This window comes from Natronorubrum aibiense (genome assembly GCF_009392895.1).
Lineage (GTDB): Archaea > Halobacteriota > Halobacteria > Halobacteriales > Natrialbaceae > Natronorubrum > Natronorubrum aibiense.
The window spans coordinates 2,846,525-2,871,340 of the sequence record NZ_CP045488.1; the positions used below are offsets into that span (position 1 = coordinate 2,846,525).

At 64.3% G+C, this 24,816-nt stretch carries 19 protein-coding genes; 8 read left to right on the forward strand and 11 right to left on the reverse strand.

Going from position 1 to position 24,816, the window contains the following annotated elements:
* The first annotated feature begins 74 nt into the window (after window positions 1-74).
* From GCU68_RS14070 to GCU68_RS14085, 4 genes are all read left to right on the forward strand, one after another.
* Window positions 75-1,637 carry a ribonuclease H-like domain-containing protein gene (locus tag GCU68_RS14070; protein WP_152942628.1) on the forward strand — a complete coding sequence of 521 codons (1,563 nt, stop codon included), beginning with the start codon at window positions 75-77 and terminating at the stop codon, window positions 1,635-1,637.
* Window positions 1,637-4,309: a DEAD/DEAH box helicase gene (locus GCU68_RS14075; RefSeq protein ID WP_152942629.1), complete on the forward strand. Its 2,673-nt coding sequence runs from the start codon at window positions 1,637-1,639 to the stop codon at window positions 4,307-4,309. Before GCU68_RS14070 ends, GCU68_RS14075 begins: the two co-directional genes overlap by 1 nt.
* Before the next feature lie 73 nt (window positions 4,310-4,382).
* Complete coding sequence (gene purD / locus GCU68_RS14080; protein WP_152942631.1) at window positions 4,383-5,675, forward strand: phosphoribosylamine--glycine ligase; 1,293 nt, start codon at window positions 4,383-4,385, stop codon at window positions 5,673-5,675.
* A 191-nt stretch (window positions 5,676-5,866) separates the two neighbouring features.
* Entirely contained in the window at window positions 5,867-8,125 is a 2,259-nt protein-coding gene (locus GCU68_RS14085; protein ID WP_152942633.1) for a cation:proton antiporter domain-containing protein, read from the forward strand.
* Between the two features lie 34 nt (window positions 8,126-8,159).
* On the opposite strand, the gene GCU68_RS14090 is transcribed toward GCU68_RS14085, so the two are convergent.
* From GCU68_RS14090 to GCU68_RS14110, 6 genes are all read right to left on the reverse strand, one after another.
* On the reverse strand, window positions 8,160-9,503 hold the full coding sequence (locus GCU68_RS14090) for an aminotransferase class III-fold pyridoxal phosphate-dependent enzyme (protein WP_152942635.1): 1,344 nt from the start codon (window positions 9,501-9,503) through the stop codon (window positions 8,160-8,162).
* A gap of 46 nt (window positions 9,504-9,549) precedes the next feature.
* Window positions 9,550-10,842, reverse strand: coding sequence for an MgtC/SapB family protein (locus tag GCU68_RS14095; protein WP_152942637.1), 1,293 nt, complete (start codon window positions 10,840-10,842; stop codon window positions 9,550-9,552).
* Between the two features lie 140 nt (window positions 10,843-10,982).
* A complete protein-coding gene (locus GCU68_RS14100) occupies window positions 10,983-11,276 on the reverse strand; it encodes a hypothetical protein (protein WP_152942639.1) in 294 nt (97 codons plus the stop codon).
* Between the two features lie 3 nt (window positions 11,277-11,279).
* The gene (locus GCU68_RS14105; protein ID WP_152942641.1) at window positions 11,280-11,555 is read right to left on the reverse strand and encodes a PadR family transcriptional regulator; all 276 of its coding nucleotides are present in this window, start codon (window positions 11,553-11,555) and stop codon (window positions 11,280-11,282) included.
* A 447-nt stretch (window positions 11,556-12,002) separates the two neighbouring features.
* Window positions 12,003-12,149 carry a hypothetical protein gene (locus GCU68_RS21370; RefSeq protein WP_168927100.1) on the reverse strand — a complete coding sequence of 49 codons (147 nt, stop codon included), beginning with the start codon at window positions 12,147-12,149 and terminating at the stop codon, window positions 12,003-12,005.
* Between the two features lie 363 nt (window positions 12,150-12,512).
* On the reverse strand, window positions 12,513-13,172 hold the full coding sequence (locus GCU68_RS14110; protein WP_152942643.1) for a cupredoxin domain-containing protein: 660 nt from the start codon (window positions 13,170-13,172) through the stop codon (window positions 12,513-12,515).
* A 283-nt stretch (window positions 13,173-13,455) separates the two neighbouring features.
* On the opposite strand from GCU68_RS14110, the gene GCU68_RS14115 reads away from it, so the two are divergent.
* On the forward strand, window positions 13,456-14,178 hold the full coding sequence (locus tag GCU68_RS14115) for a DUF7117 family protein (protein WP_152942645.1): 723 nt from the start codon (window positions 13,456-13,458) through the stop codon (window positions 14,176-14,178).
* Between the two features lie 84 nt (window positions 14,179-14,262).
* Here the strand turns inward: GCU68_RS14115 and GCU68_RS14120 are convergent, their stop codons facing one another.
* From GCU68_RS14120 to glyA, 3 genes are all read right to left on the reverse strand, one after another.
* The gene (locus GCU68_RS14120) at window positions 14,263-15,156 is read right to left on the reverse strand and encodes a bifunctional methylenetetrahydrofolate dehydrogenase/methenyltetrahydrofolate cyclohydrolase (protein ID WP_152942647.1); all 894 of its coding nucleotides are present in this window, start codon (window positions 15,154-15,156) and stop codon (window positions 14,263-14,265) included.
* Between the two features lie 99 nt (window positions 15,157-15,255).
* Window positions 15,256-16,068: an alpha/beta fold hydrolase gene (locus tag GCU68_RS14125; RefSeq protein WP_152942649.1), complete on the reverse strand. Its 813-nt coding sequence runs from the start codon at window positions 16,066-16,068 to the stop codon at window positions 15,256-15,258.
* 109 nt (window positions 16,069-16,177) lie between these two features.
* Complete coding sequence (glyA, locus tag GCU68_RS14130) at window positions 16,178-17,425, reverse strand: serine hydroxymethyltransferase (RefSeq protein WP_152942651.1); 1,248 nt, start codon at window positions 17,423-17,425, stop codon at window positions 16,178-16,180.
* 205 nt (window positions 17,426-17,630) lie between these two features.
* Here glyA and GCU68_RS14135 point away from each other — a divergent pair, with 205 nt between their 5' ends.
* Window positions 17,631-19,736 carry a hypothetical protein gene (locus GCU68_RS14135; RefSeq protein WP_152942653.1) on the forward strand — a complete coding sequence of 702 codons (2,106 nt, stop codon included), beginning with the start codon at window positions 17,631-17,633 and terminating at the stop codon, window positions 19,734-19,736.
* Window positions 19,737-19,956: 220 nt separating this feature from the next.
* Here GCU68_RS14135 and GCU68_RS14140 read toward each other — a convergent pair whose 3' ends face one another.
* Window positions 19,957-20,949: a midas domain-containing protein gene (locus GCU68_RS14140; protein WP_152942655.1), complete on the reverse strand. Its 993-nt coding sequence runs from the start codon at window positions 20,947-20,949 to the stop codon at window positions 19,957-19,959.
* Between the two features lie 321 nt (window positions 20,950-21,270).
* On the opposite strand from GCU68_RS14140, the gene rbcL reads away from it, so the two are divergent.
* Complete coding sequence (gene rbcL, locus GCU68_RS14145) at window positions 21,271-22,521, forward strand: type III ribulose-bisphosphate carboxylase (RefSeq protein ID WP_152942657.1); 1,251 nt, start codon at window positions 21,271-21,273, stop codon at window positions 22,519-22,521.
* Between the two features lie 4 nt (window positions 22,522-22,525).
* Here rbcL and GCU68_RS14150 read toward each other — a convergent pair whose 3' ends face one another.
* Window positions 22,526-23,419 (reverse strand): haloalkane dehalogenase, encoded by an 894-nt coding sequence (locus GCU68_RS14150; RefSeq protein ID WP_152942659.1) that lies wholly within the window; start codon window positions 23,417-23,419, stop codon window positions 22,526-22,528.
* A gap of 284 nt (window positions 23,420-23,703) precedes the next feature.
* Between GCU68_RS14150 and bioB the strand changes: the two genes are divergently transcribed.
* Window positions 23,704-24,810, forward strand: coding sequence for a biotin synthase BioB (gene bioB, locus GCU68_RS14155; RefSeq protein WP_152942660.1), 1,107 nt, complete (start codon window positions 23,704-23,706; stop codon window positions 24,808-24,810).
* Window positions 24,811-24,816 lie beyond the last annotated feature (6 nt).

A 24,816-nucleotide genomic window follows, 5' to 3' on the forward strand; every position in this document is an offset into this window, starting at 1 on the left:
TGGATTGCTCGAGCCGCTTCACTTTCACTCCGCTGTCCAAACTCTCTTTGGTCCTGCCCTCCTCCCGACGACCGATGACCGCTCGAGCCGACGTGTCGCTGCTCGCCCTCCCACCGTCGGCGCTCGTCGACCGCCCAGTCGAGACGCTCGCAGACGTCGACGTGACCCTCGAGCCGGACGCCGTCTGGGTGCTCGGCCCCGACCAGGAGCCACAGGCGTTCGCCCGCGCGCGGCAGGTGTTCGACGCGCCGACGTTTCATCCGCCGCTCGAGACCGGCGACGGGCCACTTTCCAGCTACCAGTTCGAGAGCGACGACCTCGAGCTCGCGGTCTGCAACGGAGTCAGATCGCTGCAGGCCGATCAATCGGCCGGCTCGAGTGCGTTCACGGGATCGAGCGACGTCGTCGCGCTCGTCTGTGACGACGTCGCTACGAACGTCCGACCAACGACGCTCGAGACGAGCCTCGAGGGGGCGGCCACTCTCGCCGCGGCGTTGCCGACCGGACGCGTGACGACCGTTCTGACGGGCAGCGAACCGGCCGGCTACGACGAACTGTGGCACCTCGAGGCCGACACCGGGGCGGTCTGCACCGTCGATCACGAGCCCGCGGTGGTCTGTTCCCCGGCCGGCGACGACTGTGTCTCCGTCCGTGTTCGAGGTGGCGGCCCCGTCGAGGGCTACGGCAGCGACCGCTCGATCGCGAAACTGTCGTTGTCCGACGACGGCATCGAGCGCGTGGAGACGTACTCGGTAACGACGTTCGGGCTCGAGGCCGTCTCCGGGATCGGCCCGAAGACCGCGACTCGCCTCACCGAGCGCGGCGTGAGGACGCGAACCGAACTGCTCGAGGTGCCCCTCGAAACGCTGGCCGAGCTTCCCGGCGTGGGCTGCGACCGCGCGCGGACGATCCACCAGCACGCGACGGTTCTCGAGACGGGCGAGCCGCGGCGACGCACCGACGAGCCGCTCCCGGGCGAGCGCTGGTCGACGCCGCCGCTGTGTCTCGACATCGAAACCGACGGGCTCTCGCCGACGATCATCTGGCAGATCGGCGTCTACGACCCCGTGACCGACACCTATCGCGCGTTCGTCGAACGCGACGAGCCGACCGATCCGGGGCCGGTGCTCGAGGCGTTCTGTGACTGGCTGCTCGGGATCCACCCCGACAGGGCGCTGCTCACCTGGAACGGCTGGCGGTTCGACTACCGCCACCTCGGCTCGTTTATCGCCAGATACGTCCCCTACTACGCCGACGACTGGGAGTCGATCCCGACGTTCGACCTCTATGCTTGGGCCGTCCGCAACGAGCACGCGATTCTCCCCGGGCGGACGAACGAACTCGCCGTCGTCGCCGACGCGCTCGGCTACGAGGGGGCGGCGACCGGCCTCGACGGTGCCCGGACGGCCGCGGCGTATCAGCGATTCATGCGAACCGGAGAACCCCTCGAGTGGGGCCGCCACGAAGCCTACTGCGAGGACGACTGCCGGGCGCTGTGGCACGTCTACGAGCGACTTCGAGACGCGTCGGCGGCCTCGAGCGCCGGCGCGACGGAGTCCGGTACGACGGCGCAAACGACAGGAGACGACGCGAACGAGACGATCGACAGCGAGCAAACCGGACTGGGTGACTTTTGATGCACGAGACCGACGACACGCGAGGCGACGAACGGGCAGCGATCCCGATCACCGGCGACGAGTTGCTCGAGACGTTCCCGCGATATCACGACCCGAACGACGTCACGCGCCTCGAGCTCCCGGGTCGAGAGGCTGCGACGGTCCCGAACTCGGATGTGCTTCGTCCCGAACTCGCAGCACCGCTCGAGAACGACCTCTACACGCACCAGGCCGACGCCCTCGAGGCGCTCGCACGCGACGAGAACGTCTGTGTCGCGACGAGTACGTCCTCCGGGAAGACCCGGATTTATGCCCTCCAGATCGCGCGCAACGTCCTCGAGGCCCGGGCCCGCAGCGAGGACGCCACGGCGTACGTCCTATATCCAACGAAAGCGCTCTCCCGGGATCAGGAACGCGAACTGAACGACTTCTTCGACGCCCTCGGCCTCGAGATCTCGGTGCAGGTCTACGACGGCGACACCGAACGGGGCCAGACGCGACGGCGGATTCGCAAGGAGGCTGACGTCATCATCTCGAACTTCGCGGGCGTGAACACGTACCTCCACGATCACGACCGCTGGGCGCGCTTTCTCTCGGCCTGCGAGCTGGTGGTGATCGACGAATCGCACACCTACACCGGCGTCCACGGCATGCACGTCGCCTGGATCGTCCGCCGGCTGAAGCGGGTTCTTACCTACTACGACGCCGACCCGCGCTACGTCCTCACGAGCGCGACGATCGGCAACCCCGGCGACCACTCGCAAGCGCTGCTCGACGAACCGGTAACCGTCGTCGACGAAGACAGCTCGCCGACGGGGCCGCGAGAGCTGGTGCTCTGGAACCCGCCGCCGCGTGCGAGCGAGGAGTCGAATACTTGGCGTGCTCCGTCTGCCGAGGTCGATGAGACACCGAACGGCGACGCCGACGACGCGGTCGTCGAACGCGTCCCGGCCACCGTCGAGGCCCCGAAGTTGCTCTCGCATCTAACCTACCACGACGCCCAGACCCTGCTGTTTACGCCCTCGAGAAAGCTCGCCGAACTCTCGGTCAAGCGCGCGTCGAAACACCGGCAGGATCGCAGCCGGTACTACACGAACCCCGATCGCGGTGCCGCCATCGAACCCTACCACGCCGGCCACTCCCGTCGGAATCGCCACGGCACCGAACACCAGCTCAAAACGGGCGTCCTCGACGGCGTCGCCTCGACCAACGCCCTCGAGTTGGGGATCAACGTCGGCGAGATGGACGCGACGGTCCAACTCGGCTACCCCGGGCAGCGACAGTCGTTCTGGCAGCAGATCGGTCGGGCCGGCCGCGGAACCAAGCGTTCGCTCTCGGTGCTCGTCGCCGAACACCGCACGCTCGATCAGTACATCGCCGCGAACCCCGACTATCTGCTCGAGACCGACGTCGAAGACGCCGTCGTCGATATCGATAATGACGCGGTTTTCGCCCAGCACTTGCTGTGTGCGGCCGACGAACTCGCACTCGAGGCCGACGACGCGGGGACGTTCGTCGAGCGCGACCGACTCGAGCAGGCCGTCGAGATGTGGCGACGCGCCGGCCGACTCTCCGGGGCGCTCGAGACGGGAGTCTCGTACACTGGCCCGCCCCGACCGCAGGGAACAATCTCGCTGTACGCCACGACGGGCGAGGAGTACGAGGTACGACTCGCCGACGGCGTCGGCGACGAGTACGATCTGGAGATGGAACCGCTGGCGAAAGAACGGGTCCTGCGGGACTTCCACGAGGGCGCGGTGCGGCTCCACCAGGGCCAGCAGTACGAGGTCACGGCGGCCGATCACGGCTCGCCGCGGCCGTCGGTGACGCTGCGACCGACGGATGTCGACTACTACACGCGCACGCGGACGGACGTAACGGTACTCGACGCCGTCTCCGAGCGGTCCCGCGAGATCGGCGACTTCACGCTTCACTTCGGTCGCGGTCGGGTACTGGTCTATCACGGCACCTACGACGAGGTCGCGATCCACGGTGGAAAACGAAAAGCGCAGTCGATCCCGACCGAGAACCCGCCGCTGTCGATGGACACGCAACTCTGCTGGCTCGAGGTCCCCGAGGCCGTCGAGACGGCGCTGGTAGAGAAGTACCGCGATTTTTCCCTGCCGGATCTCGAGGACGGCCTCGCGGAGACGGCCCACCTCGGCTACGCGGGCGGGCTCCACGCGGCCGAACACGCCACGATCGGCGTCGCCCCGCTCGAGTTGATGGTCGACAAACGCGACCTCGGTGGGCTCGCGACGCTGACGATCGACTCGCATCTCGAGCACGACACCGCCGGAACCGACAGGGACGCGCCACGGAACATCGCCGCCGCGGAGGCGACTGTCAGGGAGATCGCCAGCGGCCTCGAGCGCGAGCCGGCGAGCGGCTGGTTCATCTACGACGGCATCGATGGCGGCCTCGGCTTCGCGCGGGCGATCTACGAGGAGTTCGAGGCCGTCGCCCGGCGGGCGCACGAACTCATCGCGGGCTGTGACTGTGGCTCCGTTGGGGGCTGTCCCGCGTGCGTGATGGACGATCAGTGTGGCAACGACAATCAGCCGCTGCACCGTGATGCCGCGGTGGACGTGTTGGATCAGTTACTTGGAAACGCGGACGACGGGGTGCTCGAGGCACACCAACCCGACGACGAGTACGGCGGTGAGCGGCGGCCGCCGTTGTTTTACTCTTGACACCCACATACGTGCACATTTTCGACTCGAACAAAGAGCAACGTTTACAGGTTCGTGCGTTCCGCTATCGACCATGCGAGAGACCGTACTCCTGATCGGTGGCGGTGGCCGCGAGCACGCCATCGCTCGCGCGCTCGAGGACAGTGAGGCCGACCTCTATGCCTGTGCCGGCAACAAAAACCCGGGTATCGCTCGGATCGCGGCCGGGTTCGAGACGCTCGAGACGACCGACCCGGACGCGGTCGTCGACTACGCCGAGGCCGTCGAGGCGACGCTCGCCGTCGTCGGCCCCGAGGCACCGCTCGACGCCGGCGTCGCGGACGCACTCGAGGACGCGGGCATCTACGCGTTCGGGCCGAAAGCCGACGACGCCCGCATCGAGACGGACAAGGCGTTCCAGCGCCGCTTCATGGCCGAAAACGATATCCCCGGCTGTCCGGACTTCGAGACGTTCGACGACATGGATGCCGCCTGCGAGTTCATCGACGAGTACGACGGCGACCTCGCGATCAAGCCCGCCGGCCTCACGGGCGGCAAGGGCGTCAAAGTCATCGGTGATCAGGTCACGCCCGAGGAGGGCAAGGAGTACATCCGCGGCTCCGACTACGATCGGATCGTCCTCGAGGAACGACTGATCGGCGAGGAAGTCACGATTCAGGCCTTCGTCGCCAACGGCGCGTTCGAGACTGCTCCCGCAGTACAGGACCACAAACGCGCCTACGAAGGCGACGAAGGGCCGAATACGGGCGGCATGGGAAGCTACTCCGATGCGACCGCGGCGCTGCCGTTCATGACTGACGACGAGTACGAGGAAGCCGTCGAGGTCATCGAGGCCACCGTCGACGCCCTTGATGACTACCGTGGCATCCTCTACGGCCAGTTCATGCTCACGAGCGAGGGCCCGAAAGTCATCGAGTTCAACGCCCGCTTCGGCGACCCCGAGGCGATGAACACGCTGCCCGTCCTCGAGACGGACTTCCTCGACGTGCTCACGGCTGCGCGTGATGGCGAGGCCCCGCCAGCGCTCGACTTTGCCTCCCAGGCGACGGTCTGTAAGTACGCCGTTCCCGAGGGCTACCCGACGGACCCCGAAGCCGGTGCGAAGGTGCAAGTGGACGAAGACAGTGCAGGTGACGCCCTGCTCTACTACGCAAGCGTCGACGAGCGCGACGACGGCATCTACACGACGACCTCCCGCTCGTTCGCCGTCGTCGGCGTCGCCGATTCGATCAGCGATGCCGAGGAGATCGCCGAGGACGCCCTCGCGGTCGCCGGCGACGAGGGCCTGCACATGCGCCACGACATCGGGAAAGCAGACCTCGTCCAGCGCCGGATCGACCACATGAACGAACTCCGCGGCGAGTAACACCGTCGCTGCGTTCTCTCGGTCATCGTTTTTTCGTCATCGTCTTCAGCGTCCAGTATTGTTCGACCCCGTCCGCTCTCCTGACCGAATCGATCCGATGACCATCACGAGACTTGTCAATACAATGGAACAAAGTAGCTGAGCGTCCAGCATACGACAGAGAGCCGATCTAGCGGTCTCACCTCCAAGAAATGACATCGGCAGAGATAATCGAGCCGCTCGGCCACCACGAACTCCTGCTCGTCATCGTCCAGTTTACGGTGTTGCTGTTCGTCGCCCGGGCGCTCGGCGAGACGTTCCGGGCACTCGGCCAACCGGCGGTCGTCGGCGAACTCCTCGCGGGCGTCGTCCTCGGGCCGTCGATCCTCGGGCTGGTCGCCCCCGGCATCTACGAGTCGCTGTTTCTGGTGTCCGAAGCGCAGTTTCACTTACTCGAAGTGATCTCGTGGCTCGGGCTGATCATGCTGTTGATCGTCACCGGCCTCGAGACGGACATCGACCTCATCGTCAGCAAGGGCCGGACAGCGCTCATCCTGTCGCTCGGGGGGATCATCGTCCCGTTCGCGACCGGCTTCGCGCTGGGCTGGGTGTTGCCGTCGGCGTTCATCGCCGCGCCCGAGGAACGAATCGTCTTCAGCCTGTTTCTCGCGACCGCGATGAGTATCTCCGCGATTCCGGTCATCGCGAAGGTGCTCATCGAACTCGACGTCGTTCGTCGCGACATCGGCCAGTTGATCCTCGCGGCGGGAATGGTCGACGATACAATCGGCTGGATCCTGCTGGCGACGGTCGCCGGACTGGCTCGAACCGGCGTGTTCGACGTCGGCTCGGCCGTCACGACGGTGCTTTCGGTGATCGCCTTCCTCGGAATCGCGTTCACCATCGGTCGACGGCTCACGTTCGAACTCGTCCGCTGGGTCGACAACGCCTTCGGGAGCGACGTCGCGTTGCTGTCGACGCTCATGCTGCTGGCTCTCGCCGCGGGCGCGGTCACGCAGTACATGGGACTCGAGGCGATCCTCGGCGCGTTCGTCGTCGGCGTCCTGGTCAGTCAGGTCAAGCGGTTCGACTACGATCTCCGGCACACGTTCGAGACGATCACGCTCTCGATCTTCGCGCCGATCTTCTTCGCGATCGCGGGCCTCCGGATGGACGTCGCGGGCCTGTTCGATCCGACGGTCTTTACCGTCGGACTCGTCGTCCTCGCCGTGGCCTGTTTCGGAAAGTTCGCCGGCATCATGGGTGTCGCTCCGATCGCCGGCCTCTCACGGTGGGAGGGGATCACGATCGGCGGCGGGATGAACGCGCGCGGGGCGATGGAGATCATCGTCGCGACGATCGGCCTCGGTGCCGGCATCCTGACGGTCGAGATGTACAGCATCATCGTCGCCATCGCCATCGTCACGTCCCTGATGGCACCGGCGATCATGCGGTGGTCGATCCCGAAAATCGAGATGAGTCCCGACGAGCGGGAGCGAATCGATCGGGAGGCCTACCGTCAGGAGAGTTTCGTCGAGAACCTCACGCGCGTCCTGTTGCCGACTCGCGGCGGCGCCGACACCCAGTATGCGGCGCGGTTGCTCGGCCCGCTGCTCCGGGACCGAGAGATCGAACTCGACGTGCTCTGTGTGAGCGAGTCGGGTGCGGAGTCTGGGAACGACGTCGCCGGGGCCGCGACGCGACTCCGACGCGGACTGGTCTCGTGGCTGCGCCCAACTGTTCGATCGTCGAACACGGCCGTCGTCGCCGACGAGACCGAGCGGATCTTCGACCTCGTCGAGGCTAACCTCGGAGAAGGGACGCGCCAGCCGAGACGGCTCACGCGCGCTCGAACGGACAGCGTCGCCGAGACGATCCTCGAGGAAAGCACGGCGGGATACGACCTCGTCGTTCTCGGTGAGGCGGGAACCGGGCGAACCCCGGACGAACCGCTGTTCAGCGATACGGTCGATCGCGTCATCCAGGAGACGACGTCGCCGGCGATGGTCGTTAGCACGCAGTCGGTGCAGACAGCGCCGCCCGACGAACCGCTCGAGCGAATCCTGCTTCCGACCGTCGGGACGGTCTCGAGCCGGTACGCTTCCGAACTCGCGTTCGCGATCGCCGCCAGCGAGAACGCACTCGTCGAGATCCTCCACGTGGTCGCAGAGCCACAAGCTGACGAGCAGTTCGCCGGCGGTCCCGACCTCTCGAGGCAGGTGGGGATCGGCGAACAGATCGTCGAGCGGGAAGCGGCACTGGGCAGGCAACTCGGCGCGTCGGTGCTGACGACGGTGACGACCGCGGCGTCGCCCGAGGCGGAGATCGTCGAGCGTGCCGCCCGCACCGACGCCGACGTGATCGTCATGGGATCGGACGTCCGGGCGATCTCACGACGGGCGTTTCTCGGCCACCGAGTCGAACACGTCGTCCGGAACGCCCCGTGTCCGGTCGCGGTGCTCAGCGCGTAACGGCTGCAACTTCGAACGACGATCCGACGACGGCTTACGCCGACTCGACCGCGACGGCATCGATCGCCTCGCCCAACAGCCGCGCGCCGAGATCGATCTCCCGCGCGGTGACGTCCAGCGGCGGCAACAGTCGCAGCGTCTTGTACCCACAGCCGAGCGTCAACAGGCCCCGCGAGAACGCCGCCTCGAGGACGGCATCGCGGCGCGCTTTGGTGTCGAACTCGACGCCGAGCATCAGTCCGCGGCCACGAACGTCGACGATCGACTCGTACTCGGGTTCCTCGAGTCGGTCCCGGAGTTGCTGTCCTCGTCTCCGGACGTTCTCGAGGAGACCCTGCTCGTGGATGGTATCGATCGTCAACACGCCCTGCATCGCGGCGATCAGGTCGCCGGCACCCCACGTCGAGGAGAGACGTCCCGTCTCCGCGGGAAACAGGTCCGAACGGGCGATCGTCGCGCCGACACGCAGTCCCTTCGCACTGGTGATGACGTCCGGCGTGAGGTCGAGGTGATCGATCGCCCATAGTTCGCCCGTGCGACCGAGTCCGGACTGGATCTCGTCGGCGATAATCCGGATGTCGTAGCGCTCGCGCAGCGCCTCGAGGTCGCGGGCGAACTCGGGGTGGGCGACGCGGTAGCCGCCTTCGCCCTGAATCGGCTCGAGGATGAGGAACGCGACCTCGTCGGGGTCGACGGTGCCGCGGTCGGGGTGAAGCCTGTCGGCGACGACGTTGCCGCCGGGGCCGTCGGTCAGCCAGCGGCGCTCGTACTCGTCTTGCGTCGCTGGATAGGGGAGACTGATCACACCGGGGACTTCGGGAAAGCCACGGCGGTGGACGGTCTTCGAGCGGTTGAGCGAGAGCGCGCCGAGCGTGCGGCCGTGGAAGGCCCCCTCGAAGGTGAACGCACGGTGGCCGCCCGCAGCATAACAGATCTTGATGGCGTTCTCGACGGCCTCGGCGCCGGAGTTCGAGAGGAAGACCCGATCCATCCCGTAGTGGTCGGTCATCGCGACGAGCCGATCCAGCAACTGCGTCGGGCCCGGTACGTCGGGGCTTTCGGGTGGGCCGCTGCCGCTGACGTAGAAGTCCTGACCGGCGATTTTCAGCGGGTCGACCAGCTCGAACGCGCGAAGCTTCTCGCGCAGGGCGGGATTGTTGTAGCCGAGCGGGGCGGCAGCGACGTGGCTCGTAAAGTCCAGCAAGACGTTGCCGTCGACGTCAGTACAGAACGGACCGATCGCATCCGCGCCGACGTCCCAGACGAACTCGTAGACGTACGTACTCGGGGCAGCGAACTGGTGGTGGTAGTCGACCCACTGTCTGGCTCGCTTGTCCGGAATCGTCTCGACCTCGGGTTCGACCGTAGCGCGGTCCATGCCGTATGGTAGCGCCCGTCACTAAAATAAGTCGCCGCCAGTTTCGCTATATGACGACGAGGATCGACGCCAGCGCACCGCCGAGCAAGAGCAAGCCGCTGTACGTCGCGACCTGCTTTCGAAAGTCGTGATTCGGCGACGTCGACGCGAGCACGGCCTTGACGACGATGCTCGAGACCGTCGCAAGCAGGATGGCGATCGTCGCCTCGGCAGCGCCGAGTTGACCGCCCCGATACAGAACGACCGCCGACGTGGTCGCGCCGGCGCTCGAGACGAAACCGCTCGCGACGGCGGTCGCGTAGAAGCCGAGCGTCCCAAACCACGTCTCGGCGAGCGACCCGAAGACGAGGACGACGAGGAAGACGGCTCCGAACGCGAGCGCGTTTTTCATCGAGAACGGACTCTCGAGTTCCATCGGCCCGGATTCGTGCCAGTCGGCGGTCATGGCGGCGACGACGAAGGCAATCACGATGACGGCCCCGAGCGGAACGATCGCTTCGAGGAGGACTGCCGTCTCGCCACCCATAGTGAAGCCGACAGCGATCGCGAGGTTCCGAGCCGCCATCGCCGCGTTCGCGAGCAAAATCGCTGCGACGGCATAGGAGGCGGCCTCCGGTCGCTGGTTGACGTGATCGAGCATCGTCCCGACGACGGCCGTCGAGGAGGCCAAACCGCCGAAAAAGCCCGTCACGGCGATGCCGCGGCCGCCGTACGTCGAGACGATCGCGTAGTTGACGATCCCGATCCCCGCGACGGCGACGACCATCAGCCAGATGACTTGCGGCTCGAGTGGCAGCGCCAACCCGCCGACGTCGAGGGTGATCTCGGCGGGCAACAGCGGGTAGATCACGAACGCCAGAATGGCGAACTCGATCGTCGAGCGCATCTCCTCGTGGGAGAGCCCCCACGCGAACTCGTGGAGTTCCCGTTTGAGCACGAGCAACAGCGACGAGAGTACGGCGACTGTGACGCCCTCGAGGATGAACCCGGCGGCGACCAGCGCGCCGACGCCGTAGGCGACGAGCATCGAGACGGAGGTCGTCAGTGAGAGACCGGACTCGTCATCGCTCAGTAGGCCTTGCACCGCGAGCAACACGCCCTGAATGATCACGAGCACGCCGCCGAGGACGAGCAACCCCTCGCCGATGTCGGTCTCGAAGGCGAATATCGTAAAGACCGCCCCGAGGAGACTGATCAGCGAGAACGTCCGAATGCCGGCGGACTTCTGGGACCACTCGCGCTCTAGGCCCAGAAACATTCCGAGCGCGCCGGCGAGCGCGATCCGGAGGACCGTCTGGTCCAGCGGGGCATCCACGACCTGGAGCGAGACACCGTTCACCGTGGATCGTATACTGTGGACCCATATATACTGTCGGACGGCACACAGCGGATCGACAGTCAGCGGTCGGGCTGTCACGATCGCGGTCGTGCGTCGCCCCGGAATCGACGTCAGACCACACCGCTCGACTGCAGCTACGCTTACTGGAGCTGATCGCGCTCGGTAGCGTTCGGCCGATCGAGGCGACGACCATCCCGTGGACAGTACTCGTGCGTCGGCTCCGTCGTGCGAAACGAACACTGCGGACAGCGCCTCTCCGTCGGCGATCGGGTCGATTCGTCCGTGTCGTCCGTCCGACCCAGATCGAAGACGAAGGGGACGAACGGAAGAAACAGAAAGAGCAGTACCGTCTCAAAGAGGATCCAGGCAGCGATGCTCACCGCGATGCCGAGAACCAGCCCTGCAAGCGCGGTGGTCGTTCGTGACCGAACCACGTCCTACAGGTCGACGTACTGCGCTTCCCACTCCCGGCGCGCCTCGAGCTCTCGGCGGCCGCGGCGGGTGAGCGTATAGAAGTTCGTCCGCCGGTCACGTCGTCCCTTCTCGACGAGGCCTTTGTCGACGAGCGTATCGAGATTCGGGTAGAGACGGCCGTGGTGGATCTCCTTTTCGTAGTACTCTTCGAGTTCCTCTTTGATTGCCAGTCCGTGGGGCTCCTCCTCACCAGCGATGACGTACAGCAAGTCCCGCTGGAATCCTGTCAGGTCGTACATTGGGAAAGTACCAATCTCACTTACTGTCGAATTTTAATAAGGCTATCGGGTTGTTTCGATCGAAACCGGGATATTACCGATGAGAATCGTTCTTTCGGCTACTCTCGAATGATAACCACCGTGAGGGGTTCAAACCAATGGATACATAGCATCGAATTCATGTCTACCGTCCGTATCGATCGTTTATGGATAATTATACGATACGATGAGAAGAGACGGGCCTGTACAGGTTCGCTTCGACCGATGTGAGAACAGCGCTACTGCTCGAGTGTGGTCGTTGGAAACAGGAAAGCAGATCGCGTGACGGAAAAATGTCACGCGATCGCTTGCCGCCCTGAATTGGTCCCCGCTGACGCTTCGGCCCTCCAAGCGAAGCGTCACGTGAAGTCTTCTGCCGAATATACTTAAAGGTAACGACACCCAACCATCGATCGCACCCGATTACACTCAGATGTGCTCTTCCTCGAGGACCCAGCCGAGCGCGCGTTTGTAGTACGTGAACATCTCTTTGACGCCCTCGTGACGCATCTCCTCGCTCTCGAGGTGTTCTTTGAGAAACTCGTACTGCTCGCGGATTTCGTCTTCGTCACGCATACGCAGCGCTACACGCTGGGCATGCAAAAAAGGTCGCCGGCTGCAAACGCAATCACTGATTGGGGTACTCGCGTCTCACGATTGCCGTCACTTTCAGCAGTCAGTCGCCGATTTCGAATCGACAACAATCGGGCGAGCAGTTCAGTGCCTCGAGTAGTGTCTCGTGGCGACATCTAGCGGCTCGCGTGCGAAAGGCCGCAAATCACCCGATTAGTCTCACCACACCCGGACCGCAACTGATCCGGTGTCGGAGCAGTTCCCAGCGGTCGTCGATTCGGCGGTAAAAACAGTGGGGACACGCAGCCGTTCAGTCGATCAGCCGCCCGATACTCGTTCGATCACCGCGTCGCGACCCGCAGTCGATTACATTCCGTCGTCTTCGCTGTCGTTCTCACCACCGTTCTCGGTCTCATTGCCGTTTTCTTCCTCGCCGTTCTCCATTCCGTTGCCGTCTTCACTGTCGGTAGCGTTCTCTTCGCCGTTTTCTTCCTCGCCGTTTTCTCCACCGTTTCCGCTCTCGATCTGGATCTCACCGCGCATCGAACTCTCGTGTGGACGACAGACGTATTCGACCATCTCGCTCGTGATTTCGTCGACCTCGAGGTCTTGCGTTTCGCCTTCCTCGCCCATGTTTTCGGTCGAGTAGTCGTCGACGACCTCGTCGTTGTCGTCGACGATCTCGAGGTTGTGCTCTTGACCGTCGAGGTTCTCCCACGTGAACTGATACGATTCGCCCTCTTGGAGGACGAGTGTCGGATTCTCTTCGTCGGCGATCTGGTCGGGGGCCTGGCCCATCCACGCTTGCACTTCCGCGCCGAGTTCGATCGTCTCGCTCGGGTCGATTGGCTCGCCGTTGGATTCTTCGTCGCCGTTTTCAGCCCCGTCATCCATACCGTTTCCGCCGCCGTTTTCGTCGCCGTTGCCCTCGCCGCCACTTTCGTCAGCACACCCGGCGATGACGAGCGCGGTTGCGGTTCCTGCAGCGGTAACGAACTTGCGTCGGTTGAGTTTCGGATCGGACATATCTCTGGATAAAACGCTCCCGCTGGTTCCAGTGCGGCCTGCAACTGCCGTCCGTTAATGACCTATTGAACATCGCTCCGGAACGGATGATCGTCATCGGTTTTGTACCGTTCAGCGGGTAACAACAGCATGAACCACGGTAACAATCAGTAGTCATCGAACTGTGGCGTCTCTCTCGCTCGCGAGCGAGTCTCAGTTCGGTGTCCGCACGACGCTGTCGGTCAGCAGTCGGTCCTCGAGTGACTCCGGTGCGGTTTTTGGGGTCGCGCACGTACTGTCACCCATGAAAGTCCGGGGTGAGCGCGAGTGCAAGGAGTGTGGCACGCGGTGGTCGTACTACGAAACTGGCAGCGTAGGCTGTCCGGCCTGTGGAAGCCTTCGCAGCGTCGGCATCGACGAGCGCACCGAACACACCGACCTACAGGTGGCGTTCGATCTCACGCCGGTTCGAAACGCGATCGACGATCTCTCGACCGATGATCTCGCTGCTCGAGCTCGCGAGGAGTGTCGTGAGTACATCCGTCGCCGTGGCTTCGTCAACGCTGGGACGCTTCGCGAACTCGACGACACATACCTCGCTGCCAGCGAACTCCACCACGTCGCCGACATTGTCGGCCGCGATATCCGCCTCGAGGAGCGCGAGGAACTGTACTTCCTCGCGTTGCTCCGCGACGCCGACACCGGTGAGCGGCCGCCGGCCGCCGAAGTGCCGCCGAGCCTGCGTGGGGCTCGCGGCCTCGCCGCCGCGAACGCCGTCCGCGAGTATCGCCGCGACGTCCGAACGTGGGCCGCAGACCGCGACCTGACGAGTGCTGAACGAGGTGCCTTAGAGACGCTCGGCGAACACGTCACCCGCATCCGGATGCTCGACGGCGACGTCGATCCCCGTACGGCCGACCGGCTGATCGAAGCGACTCGCGACCTCGCAAATGGACTTCGGGGCGACGAACTGGCGTTTACGCAGGCCCAAGACAGACTCGAGAGCCTCGAGTTCGACGACGCCTAGAAACGAGCGAACAGCTCAGACGGTCTGCTGTCGTCAATTGCCGATGACAGACCCCGCCACTGGTGATCGGTACAGCAGACCGTCTCAGGGCAGGTCGACGTCGACGTCTTCCTGCAGGCTGGCGGCTTTCACAGTGTTGTAGAGCAACATCGCGCGCGTCATTGGGCCGACGCCGCCCGGAACGGGCGTGATGGCGCTGGCGGGTTCGTTCGCGCTCTCGAACTCGACGTCGCCGACGAGTTCGTACCCTTTCTCGGTGTCCGCGTCGACGCGGTTGACGCCGACGTCGATGACGACCGTTCCTTCACTGATCATCGAACCGTCGATGAGTTCGGGGACGCCGACGGCGGCGACGACGATATCCGCGCTACGAGTTTTCGCAGCGAGGTCGTCGGTTCGGGAGTGACAGACCGTCACCGTCGCGTTGCCGTCGTCGGCCTTCTGGATCAGCAGGTTGGCGAGGGGTTTGCCGACGATGTCCGAGCGGCCAACGATCGTGACGTCTTTGCCCTCGGTGTCGACGTCGGCGGACTCGAGTAATTTCTGCACCCCGTGGGGCGTGCAGGGACGGAATCGGGCGTCGCCGGCGACGAGTCGGCCGACGTTTTCGGGGTGGAAGCCGTCGACGTCTTTCGCGGGGTCGACACGGCGAATGACCTCGCGGTAGTCGACGTGGTCCGGAACGGGGGCCTGCACGATGTAGCCGTGGACGTCGTCGTTGTCGTTGAGATCGGCGATGGTGTCGTACAACTCCTCGGCTGGAGCGTCGCCAGCGACGTCGACGTGGTGGCTTTCGATGCCAACTTCCTGGCAGTCGCGTTGTTTCATATTGACGTACGTCTGGCTGGCCGGGTCGTCGCCCATCAGGACGGTCGCGAGGCCGGGTCGAGCGCCTGCGTCGGCGAGCGTCTCGATCGCGTCCGTCAGGTCGTCACGAATCTCGCTTGCGACGGCGTTGCCGTCGATGATCTCGGTCATTACTCGAGTGGGTGGCCGCGAGGCTAATCAACCCTCGGGTTCGTGCTCAGAATAGCCGTCAACACTCGCACACATATCCACGGTTATGGATAAATACGCTCAAAATCGCTCGTCGAGGAACGACGTGATCGCCTCGTTGACCCGGTCCGGGGCCTCGAGATTTGACGTGTGACCCGCGTTCGGAATCCGTTCCATGCGAGCGTCAGGTAGCTCCGCCAGCATCGGTTCGGCTCGTGAGGGGTCGATCGACGGATCTTCCTCGCCGTGGACGACGAGCACGGGGACGTCGATCTCGGCGAGTCGGTCCGTGACGTCCGGGCGCTCGAGCCAGGAGTGCAGTTCGTTGTAGACCGCTGCGCCGGGGTACGTCGCCCACCGATCGATCCACGCCTCGACGAGCGCGGGGTTCGTCTCGCGCGTCGTCTCACCGAAGAGGTAGCCGGCGACACCCTCGGCCAACGACCGCGGTACGGCTGCGTGCGATCCCTCAAGCGGCTCGACGAGTTGGCCGTAGGTCTCACGTTCGGCGGGTTCGTGGGGTGTCGCCATCGAGTCGATCAGAATTAGCCCGTCGACTCGCTCGGGATAGGCGAGCGCAAAGCGCAGCGCCATGAACCCGCCCATCGACATCCCGCCGATGACGGCGCGCTCTTCGCCGAGCCCGTCGAGTACCGCGGCACAGTCGCCGGCGAGATCCGCGAGGTCGTACGTCGACGCGTACTGATCCGTCCGCGCCCGCAGGTCGTAGGCGACTGCGCGGTAGTCGGGGGCCAGCGCCTCGAGTTGGGGCTGGAACATCGTCCGGTCCATCAGGGTCCCGTGGGCGAAGACAACCGGTTGCCCGTCGCCGACGTCGGTCGTGAGCGCGTCGGTTCTGATCCGGTACATCGTCGTCGTGGTCGACTCAGTCATGCCACACGAGAACACGACACAGCACAAAAAGATACGCGAACCGGACAGTCTCGGTTCAGCGACGGATTCCACGGGTGGACTCGTCGCCGAACGAGCCCAAACAGGCGCGTTACTCGTACAGCGGGTTCGCGTCACACAGCGACTCGACGTCCTCGCGGACCTCGGCGAGGACGGCCTCGTCCTCGGGGTTGTCGATGACGCGCGTGATCAGGTCGGCGACGGTGCGGCAGTCGTCCTCGTCGAAGCCACGCGTCGTCAAGCCGGGCGTGCCGGCGCGGATGCCCGAGGGGTCAAACGCCGAGCGCGTCTCACCGGGCACCGTGTTCCCGTTGAGGACGATACCGGCGTCCTCGAGCGCTTCTTCGGCGTCGCCGCCGGAGGTGTCGGGGTGGCTCTCGCGCAGGTCGACGAGTACGAGGTGGTTGTCGGTGCCGCCCGAGACGAGCGAGAAGCCGTTCTCGACGAGTTGCTCGCCGAGGGCCTCCGCGTTAGCAACCGTCTGCTCGGCGTAGTCTTCGAACTCGGGCGCTAAGGCTTCCTTGAAGCCGACGGCCTTGCCGGCGATGTTGTGCATGAGCGGGCCGCCCTGTCCGCCGGGGAAGACCGCCGCGTCGATGTCGTCGGCGTACTCCTCGTCGCACATGACGATGCCACCGCGACCGGCGCGGATGGTCTTGTGCGTGCTGCCAGTGACGAAGTCGGCGATGCCGACCGGCGAGTCGTGAACGCCGGCGGCGACGAGCCCCGTGATGTGGGCGATGTCGGCGAGGTGGAGCGCGTCGGCGCTGTCGGCGGCCTCCTGAATGCGCTCCCAGTCGATCTCGCGTGGGTATGCGGAGTAGCCCGAGACGATGATGTCCGGCTCGAACTCCTCGGCCTGCTCGGCGAGCCCCTCGTAGTCGACGTAGCCCGTCTCGGCGTCGACTTCGTACTGCTCGACGTCGTAGAGCTGGCCGACGAAGTTCGCCGGATGGCCGTGACTGAGGTGGCCGCCGTGAGTCAGATCCAGCGAGAGGATCTTGTCGCCGGGCTCGAGCATCGCGAAGTAGACGGCCTGATTGGCCTGCGTGCCCGAGTGTGGCTGGACGTTGACGTGTTCGGCACCGAACAGCTCCGTGGCGCGGTCGATCGCGAGCTGTTCGACCTCGTCGGCGTACTCACAGCCGCCGTAGTAGCGCGAGCCGGGATACCCCTCGGCGTACTTGTTCGTGAGGGCGCTTCCCTGCGCGTCGAGGACGGCCTTCGAGACGTGATTCTCGCTGGCGATCATCTGCAGCGACTCTCGTTGGCGATCTACCTCTCCCTCGAGTGCATCGGCGACGGCGGGATCGACGTCCCGAACGTGCTCGTGTTCCATATCCGATGTGCCGGCTGGCGGCAGTATAAGTGTACCCGTCTTCGGCGAGAAGCGCCACGATTTCATACCGCTGCCATCGGTTGCTATCGGATATCGAGCACGAGAACGGTGTCAGTAATCTTGACAATCAATGCCAGCAGTAGATGTGTCGGAATGAAAACAACCCGATACAACTAACTTTCCCGAGCGACATTCAGCGTATCGAATGATAGAGTGGGGAGTCGACGATCGGGTGCTTCGTGTTACGGACGCCGATAACACCACGGTGTCAGTTCACGGGGCCGATCTCGACATCGAGGAGTCGGCCCCCGACATCCCACGACCGGTCGAGGAGACGCTCACCGTCACGACGGACAAACTCCGGTTTCCACACGCAGTCGTCTACGCGTTCTCGCTCGACTCGAGCGAACGGTACGAACTCGAGCCACGCGGTGCGCCGCTGTCGCTCCCTGCCGGCGAGTACATCGTCGATATCGATACGGAGATCAAGACGTATCTCCAGTTCTCGGGCACCGCAACGCTCGAGAAGACCGACGACTACGAATCGGTCGTCGTCTCCTTTCCGGATCGGTATCGCGTGACCGTCGGCTTCCGAAGCCATCACGAACTCCCTGCAGAGACGATCACCGTCACCGACTCTCCCGATGCGGTCGCGACGGCCATCAGCCATCTTGCGACAGCACACAAGACGGACAGCCCCGACCGCACCTATCCCACGCTTCGTGGGCATCCACCGCTGCTCGAGCGTGGCAACGCCCTCGAAATTCCGGACCGCCTTCGGGCCGCCCGCTCCGACGCCGGAATCGAGGTCGTCGTCCCGCCGACGTACGACGCGCTGTTCGTCGCCGCGCCGCTTGCGTACTACCTGCAGGCCACGCTGCGGACGGCAGCCACTCCCGAGGGTGGCCTCGCCCGGCCGCGACTCCGCCTCACCGACCTCGGGATCGAAGAACGGCTCTCGCCGATGCCCGACCTCGAGCGCGACGTCGAGCGACTGTTGCGCAAGACGTTCTTTCTCGACTGTCTCGTTCGCAATGCCGGACCCTACGGCACGAATCTGGCGGAACAACGCGTCCTCGAGACGCTCGATCTCGACGCTGACGTTCTCTACAACGCCAGTCCACAACAGCGGCTGGCGACCTATCTCGAAGTGCCCTACGAGGCGATCGAACATCGGCTTCCGGAGTGGCATCTCTCGACGTACGTCGCTCCCGAGTACGACACCGTCGAACAGCTGCCGTTCTTGCTCGATCGGCTGAGCATGCTCTACATGCCGCGAACGTCCAAACTCGAGGGAAAGGAATTGATCGAGCGCTCGCTGGCCGATTTCTACCGCGACGGGAACGGGGGCGGAAGCAGCCACGACAGGGCAAGTGCCAGCAAGGTCGCCTCTGTCGACATCGTCAAACCCGAACTCCGAACCGGACGAGCACACGGCTGGCTCGCGGACGGCGTGCCGATCGACGTCTTCAAAACCACGCCCGAAGCCTACTACAACCGCCTCGACTACCTCGAGCGGCCAACCGAATCCACGTCAGTCTGTGTCGTCCTGAACGATCCCGAAATGGCCGGCGAACACGACGAGGTCGCCGAAATCTACCGCCAGCGAGCCGAGGAGTTGTCGATGGACGTCACCGTCGCCGACTCGCTCTCGACGGCCGAACTCGCGCGCGTCTTCGAACACGAGTACGAGTTCGTCCACTACATCGGCCACTGTGAGAACGGGGGGCTTCGCTGCCCGGACGGCCCGCTGTCAACGTCGAGTATCGACCGCTGTAACGTCCAGACGTTCTTTCTCAACGCCTGTGGCTCCTACTACGAGGGGATAGAACTGATCGAAAAAGGAAGCGTCGCCGGCGCGGTGACGTTTACCAAGGTGTTGAACGACCACGCTGTCAAGGTCGGCTCGACGTTTGCGAAACTCCTCGTCAACGGCTACAGCCTCGAGCGAGCGCTTGGGCTCGCCCGGAGTCGGATCATGATGGGCAAAGACTACGCGGTCGTCGGTGACGGCACGCACTCGCTCGTCCAAAGCGACCACCGACTCCCGATTACCATCACCGTCGAAGACCTCGAGGACGGCACCGGCCGATATCTGGTCACGCTCGACTGTTACTCGACGCGCGTGACGGGGTCGTACTACTTCCCACACACAGAGGCAAACGAGTTCGCCTATCTCTGCGGGACCGAATCCAGTTTCACGCTCGAGGCGTCGGGCGTCGCCTCGTTGCTGCGCGAAACCGATGCATCGGTCATCTACGACGGCGACCTCTACTGGTCGGAAACGCTGGCACAGCAGTTTGCACGCTGAAGGGGGGGTGTCGGCTCGTGTGCGTCTGTAAGCTATGGAGTTCCGAGACGGTACTCAGTGCGAAGAACGCGAACGGAACGAACGTGGCTCGAGGAAACACGGGGTCACAGCCACACGAGCGGGGCAGTCTGCGGGCGGGTGTCTCTCGATTTCGAGCGGTTACGAGAACAGTCGACCGAGCGGGGCAGTCTGCGGGCGGGTGTCTCTCGATTTCGAGCGGTTACGAGAACAGTCGACCGAGCGTCGCGCGGAGCCAGCCCAGCAGGCCCGTGGCGCCGCCATCGTCCGCAGTCGCCTGCGACTTCGCGTTTTCGTCGGCGCTGCGAGTTGCATCGGCCGTTTCGGGGGCGGTATTCGATTCGACCTCGGCGGTTGCCGTCGTACCCTCGGTATCGGCGGTTGCAACTGCCAAATCATGCTCGTCCGGCGATCTGTCACTCGAGGGTGCGTCGGCTGGCTCGGGCGCGTCCGACTCGGGTTCCGACTCGACGAAATTGCGTTCGGCCTTACTCGAGTCAGCAACGGAATCGGATTCCGACTCAGCAGCGTCCGACGCTGGCTCGGCATCGGTGTCTGCTGTCGACTCGATGTCGGCCACAGCTGTCGGTTCGATGTCCTCCTCGGCCGTTGGTTCGACGTCGGCCGCAGCGACGGATTCACCGTCATCGACAACTCCTGAGTCGGCAGCCTCGTCGGAGGCTGGCTCGACGGCGGGTGCAGCGGTCGATTCGGTGTCGTCAGACGTCGGCTCGTCGGTCTCGACAGCTGTCGACGCAGTAGGTTCGTCGGCCTCGGCAGCGTCGTCCGAATCGATCCAGAGGAACTCCTGTTCTTTCGTTCGATCGGTCAACAGCAGTTCCTCGAGTGCGCCATCATCGACGAACAGGTCGTCGTCGGCCGTCTCGGGCTCCGGTTCGTCCGCGGTCGCGATGATGTCCTCGGGACTGTCGCCCTCGAGGATATCGTCGACGTCGTCGGCCGTGGACTCGCTGTCCTGGAGGTTGCCGAACACGGTCGCGGCCGTCTGGTCTTCGACATCGCCGTCGGACGGCTTTTGCTCGTCGTCCGTCGATTCCGACTCGTCCGTCGCCTCCCCGTCGACCGGCTCTCCCTCCGGTATCCCCTCCTCGAGGTCCCCGAACAGATCGTCGGCCGCCGATCCGACGTCGAGTGCCCCGTCACTCGAGTTCGTATTTATCGTGCTATCAGTCATAGACTCCTTCCATGATAATATATAATCGCATGACTTTAACTTTCGGAATTTTTTCACCACAGATGAACAAGACTGATACCCTATTAGTGTGACGGCCGTTTCCCCGGGTCGACGTAGGTAGAAGTTTACGTTTGTATAAAAATATACTTCTTGAGTGAGATTGCCGGCATTCGAAAGAGCATTCCCCGATAGCGAGCGTGATACCGTTCGAACGGAAGGGAACGGCCGAAACGGGAAACAGGACACAGCGCTGTTCGGACGCTGGGTCTGAGAAACCGGCACAAACCCTATTACTCGCCGTGATGAACTCCAGAAGTTGCTATGACTGGCATCGAATATGACGACTTCCTCGACCTCGAGTACGAACCCACGGCGACGGATCTCGTCTGCGAGTTTACGATCGACCCCGCTGACGGGATGTCGACGGAGGCGGCGGCGAGCCGGGTCGCCTCGGAGTCCTCCAACGGAACGTGGGCCGCGTTGCACGTCGACGAGGACGAACTGACCGATCTAAGCGCGGTTGCGTGTGCGATCGACGGCCACGAGATCACCGTTGCCTACCCCGAAGCCCTGTTCGAAACAGGAAGCATGGCCCAGATCCTCTCGTGTATCGCGGGCAACATCATGGGGATGAAAGCGGTCGAGACGATCCGCCTCGAGGACTGCCACTGGCCCGAGCCCATCGTTTCCGGCTTCCCCGGCCCGCAGTTCGGGACCAGCGTCGCCCACGAGAAACTCGACGCAGGCGAACGACCGATCCTCGCGACGGTCCCCAAACCGAAAGTCGGGCTCTCGACGGACGCCCACGTCCAGATCGGCGAAGACGCCTGGCGCGGCGGCGTCGACCTGCTGAAAGACGACGAGAATCTCACCGATCAGTCGTTCAACCCCTTCGAGGACCGACTCGCCGACAGCCTCGCCGCTCGAGACCGTGTCGAAGAGGACGTCGGCGAGCGGAAGGATTACCTCGTGAACGTGACCGCGGAGACGAACGAGATGTTAGAGCGCGTCGACCTCGTGGCCGAACACGGCGGCGGCTTCGTCATGGTCGACGTGATCACCAGCGGCTGGGCAGCCGTCCAGACGGTCCGCGAGCGCTGCGAACGACACGACCTCGCGATCCACGCCCACCGCGCCATGCACGCGGCCTTCGACCGTCTCGAGCACCACGGCGTCTCGATGCGCGTGCTCGCTCAGATCGCCCGCCTCTGTGGTGTCGACCACATCCACACCGGCACCGCCGGGCTGGGCAAACTCGCGAACGAGGATACACCGGGGATCAACGAGTGGCTCACGTCGGACCTGTACGGGATGACCCCGGTCCTGCCCGTCGCCTCCGGCGGCCTCCACCCCGGTGTCGTCGACCAGTTACTCGACGCACTCGGCACGGACATCATCGTCCAGGCCGGTGGCGGCATCCACGGCCATCCCGACGGCACGCACGCGGGCGCGAAAGCGCTTCGGCAGTCGGTCGAGGCGAGCCTCGAGGGCGTCTCGCTCGACTCCTACGCCGACGAACACGACGAGTTGGCGACGGCGCTCGAGAAGTGGGGATCGGAGACGCCGCGATAGCACCTCAGGTCCGATCGACGAAGGCGACGATTCGCTCGGCGATCTCTTCGCCGGCGTCCTCCTGAAGGAAGTGGGCGGCCTCGTCGATCCAGACGTCGGGTTGGTCGCTCGCGGTCGGAATTAGCTCGCGCATCGAATCTCGGAAGCCGGACATGATCGGGTCGTTCCTGCCGAAGAGAACGAACGCCGGCTTCTCCCAGTCGACGAGGCGCTCGTGGGCCTCGGCAAAGCGGTCCGCACCGGGCTCGTCCGGCGATTGGGGTACCAGTCCCGGAAACGTCCGAACTCCGGCCAGCGACCGTTCGTCCGGGAACGGCGCGCGATAGGCCTCGAGGACGTCCGCCGGGTGATCATTATAACAGCCGTTCTGGACGATACGACCGACATCTAGCTCGTCGGCTGTCGCGACCGTCTCGGCGAAGCGGTGCCAGATCTCGGGCATCTCCTGGGTACCGTCGGGGAGGACGGTGTTCATCGGCACCAGCCGCGCGAATCGCTCCGGCTGTTCGGTTGCGAGTGCCAGTCCGAGCAGACCGCCCCAGTCCTGGCAAACGAGCGTGACGTTCGTCAGGTCGAGTTCCGTGACGAACGTCCGCAGGGTCTCGTAGTGCATCTCGACGGTGTAGGCGTCGCGGTCTTCGTACTTGTCCGACCGACCGAAGCCGATGAAATCGGGCGCGACGACGCGACCGCGCTCGGCCAGCGTCGGAATCATTTTTCGGTAGAGAAACGACCAGGTGGGTTCGCCGTGGAGACAGAGGAACGTTTCGTCGGCGTCGTCCGCCGATTGTCCCGCATCGACGTACACCATCCGGACGTCACCGACGTCGACGTAGTCGTGGTCGTAGTCGAATTCTGGTAGCTCCTCGAATCGCTCCTCGGATGTCCGGATAACCATGATCGTGCTATGACACCTCACCACACAAGCGTTTGGAATGACGAATCACCGTCTCCGAGACAGCGTCAACCGAGACGCGGATGTGGCTCAGTCCACCGATGCTGGGGACTCGAGCCATCACGGACCCTTCTCGTTCGTTGCGGCCCGTGACGAACGTCCCGGCGATGCTTCTGGAGCATTCGACCGGCACAGCCGCGGATAGCAGCTACATACGGCTTCCCCGGATGTTGCAAATAACGCGACATTCCACAACAATTATAATGTCGTTAACCTCCATTACGAGTGTGGTTTACGAGACGAACAACAAGACGGTCGACGACGCGCTCGAGCGAGTGTTCGCCGGCGAGCAGCTCGATCGAACCGACGGGCTCGCGTTGCTGGCCCAGCCGGTCGACGCGCTCGCAGAAGCCGGCGCAGCCGTGCGCGATCACTTCGGTGACGGCACGGTCGACGCCTGCTCGATCGTCAACGCAAAGGCGGGCAACTGTGCCGAGGATTGTGGCTTCTGTGCGCAGTCGGTCCACTTCGACACCGGCATCGACACGTACGATTTCATCGGCCCCGAGAAGGTCTTAGAGGCCGCAAAGCGGGCCGAGCGCGACGGTGCTCAGCGTTTCGGCATCGTCGTCGCCGAGAAGGGGGTCTCGAAAGAACACCGACCCGACGAGTGGGAAGACGTCCTCGAGGCCATCCGACTCGTCAGAGACGAGTGTGCCCTCGAGATCGACGCCTCCCTCGGCATTCTCACCGAGGAGGAAGCCGAGATCTTGGTCGAGGAGGGGATCAACCACTACAATCACAACATCGAGACCTCACCGCGATACTTCCCCGAGATCGTCGACACCCACAGTTTCGAGGATCGGGTCGAGACGCTCGAGGTCGCCAAGGATGCCGGCATGGATCTCTGTGCTGGCGTTATCCTCGGCATGGGCGAGACGCCGACCGACCGCGTCGACGCGGCAATCGCGCTTCAGGAGATCGGCATCTCCTCGCTCCCGGTGAACGTGCTCAACCCGGTCGAGGGAACGCCGCTTGCCGAGCAGGGGGTCGCCATCTCGACCGAGGAAATTATCAAGACGGTTGCGGTGTACAAACTCCTCCATCCCGAGTCGCGGGTGCGGCTCACCGGCGGTCGCGAGGTCAATCTCGCGCCCGACGAGCAGCATCTCCCGCTCGAGGCCGGTGCAGACGGCCTGCTCACGGGCGACTACCTCACCACGGAGGGCCAGTCGCCCGGCGACGACATCGAGATCATCGAACGGGCGGGCCTCGAGCCGAATCAGGAGACAAACGAGTTCGACCCCGAGGCGGTCAAGGCTCGCCACCGCAACGCCGCGGAGTCGTCGACTGACTCGACAGCGAGTACAGGCGCAGAACCGAGCGACGACTGACGACGA

What these genes read in the sequence shown, in the direction of transcription:
- GCU68_RS14070 (WP_152942628.1), top strand. Translation starts at nt 75, where the DNA reads ATGACCGCTCGAGCCGACGTGTCGCTGCTCGCCCTCCCACCGTCGGCG.
- GCU68_RS14075 (WP_152942629.1), top strand. Translation starts at nt 1,637, where the DNA reads ATGCACGAGACCGACGACACGCGAGGCGACGAACGGGCAGCGATCCCG.
- purD (WP_152942631.1), top strand. Translation starts at nt 4,383, where the DNA reads ATGCGAGAGACCGTACTCCTGATCGGTGGCGGTGGCCGCGAGCACGCC.
- GCU68_RS14085 (WP_152942633.1), top strand. Translation starts at nt 5,867, where the DNA reads ATGACATCGGCAGAGATAATCGAGCCGCTCGGCCACCACGAACTCCTG.
- GCU68_RS14090 (WP_152942635.1), bottom strand. Translation starts at nt 9,503, where the DNA reads ATGGACCGCGCTACGGTCGAACCCGAGGTCGAGACGATTCCGGACAAG.
- GCU68_RS14105 (WP_152942641.1), bottom strand. Translation starts at nt 11,555, where the DNA reads ATGTACGACCTGACAGGATTCCAGCGGGACTTGCTGTACGTCATCGCT.
- GCU68_RS21370 (WP_168927100.1), bottom strand. Translation starts at nt 12,149, where the DNA reads ATGCGTGACGAAGACGAAATCCGCGAGCAGTACGAGTTTCTCAAAGAA.
- GCU68_RS14110 (WP_152942643.1), bottom strand. Translation starts at nt 13,172, where the DNA reads ATGTCCGATCCGAAACTCAACCGACGCAAGTTCGTTACCGCTGCAGGA.
- GCU68_RS14115 (WP_152942645.1), top strand. Translation starts at nt 13,456, where the DNA reads ATGAAAGTCCGGGGTGAGCGCGAGTGCAAGGAGTGTGGCACGCGGTGG.
- GCU68_RS14120 (WP_152942647.1), bottom strand. Translation starts at nt 15,156, where the DNA reads ATGACCGAGATCATCGACGGCAACGCCGTCGCAAGCGAGATTCGTGAC.
- GCU68_RS14125 (WP_152942649.1), bottom strand. Translation starts at nt 16,068, where the DNA reads ATGACTGAGTCGACCACGACGACGATGTACCGGATCAGAACCGACGCG.
- glyA (WP_152942651.1), bottom strand. Translation starts at nt 17,425, where the DNA reads ATGGAACACGAGCACGTTCGGGACGTCGATCCCGCCGTCGCCGATGCA.
- GCU68_RS14135 (WP_152942653.1), top strand. Translation starts at nt 17,631, where the DNA reads ATGATAGAGTGGGGAGTCGACGATCGGGTGCTTCGTGTTACGGACGCC.
- GCU68_RS14140 (WP_152942655.1), bottom strand. Translation starts at nt 20,949, where the DNA reads ATGACTGATAGCACGATAAATACGAACTCGAGTGACGGGGCACTCGAC.
- rbcL (WP_152942657.1), top strand. Translation starts at nt 21,271, where the DNA reads ATGACTGGCATCGAATATGACGACTTCCTCGACCTCGAGTACGAACCC.
- GCU68_RS14150 (WP_152942659.1), bottom strand. Translation starts at nt 23,419, where the DNA reads ATGGTTATCCGGACATCCGAGGAGCGATTCGAGGAGCTACCAGAATTC.